The organism is Pontibacter toksunensis (genome assembly GCF_042686245.1).
In the GTDB taxonomy this organism is placed as follows: Bacteria; Bacteroidota; Bacteroidia; order Cytophagales; family Hymenobacteraceae; genus Pontibacter; species Pontibacter toksunensis.
Window position 1 is genome coordinate 1 of record NZ_JBHUOX010000095.1, and the last position, 909, is coordinate 909.

The 909-nt window shown below is 64.9% G+C and carries 1 protein-coding gene; it reads left to right on the forward strand.

What is annotated here, in order from left to right:
- On the forward strand, positions 1-909 hold a 909-nt coding region (locus ACFS7Z_RS27275; RefSeq protein WP_377492667.1), incomplete at both ends, for a PKD domain-containing protein.

Consider the following 909-nt stretch of genomic DNA (forward strand, 5'->3'; position numbering starts at 1 on the left):
CGGCAGCGTCTCAGACATTCCCCTGGGCAGCGCCCCGAGCAGCACCAGCCAGCTGAGCCTGTTCGAGGCACCGAGCGGGCTGGGCAGCAACTACGGCGCCAGGGTCAGGGGCTACATCTGCCCGCCGCAGACGGGCAACTACACCTTCTTTATCGCCTCGGATGACAACTCGGAGCTGTGGCTGAGCACCACCGACAGCCCCTCTGACAAGCAGAAGATTGCCTCCGTCACCGGCTGGACCTACTCCCGTGAGTGGGGCAAGTATGCCTCCCAGAAGTCTGCTGCCGTCCGGCTGGAGGCAGGGAAGCGCTACTACATCGAGGCCCTGCACAAGCAGAGCTGGGGAGGAGACAACCTGGCCGTGGCCTGGCAGCTGCCGGACGGGAAAACAGAGGCGCCCATCCCCGGAAGCAGGCTCTCCCCTTTCAGCGGAGGCACTACGCCGCCGCCTGCCAATCAGCCTCCTGTAGCCAATGCCGGTCCTGATAAAACCATCACCCTGCCCACCAACAGCCTGCAGCTGAGCGGCTCGGGAACAGATAGTGACGGCACTATCATTGGCTATAGCTGGAGCCAGGTGAGCGGGCCCAGCACGGCCGCCTTCAGCAGTAAGACAGTAGCTTCTCCTACGGTGGGCAGCCTGCTGGAGGGCACCTACGTCTTCCGCCTCACGGTACAGGATAATGGAGGACTGACCGCCTCTGACGATGCCACTGTCACGGTGCAGCCGGCCACCACCACCGCCTGCACCGCCTCGGGCACCATCCTGCGGGAGCACTGGGCAAGCGTGTCGGGCGGCAGCGTCTCAGACATTCCTCTGGGCAGCGCCCCGAGCAGCACCAGCCAGCTGAGCCTGTTCGAGGCGCCATCAGGACTAGGCAGCAACTACGGGGCCAGGGTCAGGGGCTA